Here is a 337-nt window from a genome sequence, read left to right on the forward strand (position 1 = left end):
TAAGTGTGGTTATGGATTTTCCAACAATTTCGGCTTCAGTATATCCAAAAAGTTGTTCGGCTCCCCTGTTCCAGCTCATGATGATGCCTTCCAGGTTCTTACTGATGATGGCATCGTCTGAAGATTCCACAATAGCCGAAAGCATTGCCTGCTTTTCCACGATTTGCAATCTGTCGCTAATATCCCTTGCCACCTTGGAAGCACCTACGATCTTTCCGTAGGCATTCTTAATTGGAGATACGGTGACAGAAATGGGAATTTCCCTGCCGTTCTTATCCAGGCGAATCGTGTCAATATGTTTTACACGATTTCCGTTCCTTATACTGGCAATGATATT

General features: G+C 43.6%; 1 protein-coding gene. It reads right to left on the reverse strand.

Annotated features, from left to right (window positions below):
• On the reverse strand, positions 1-337 hold a 337-nt coding region (locus tag HC175_RS21720; RefSeq protein ID WP_168139973.1), incomplete at both ends, for a PAS domain-containing protein.

The organism is Salinimicrobium oceani, assembly GCF_012037645.1.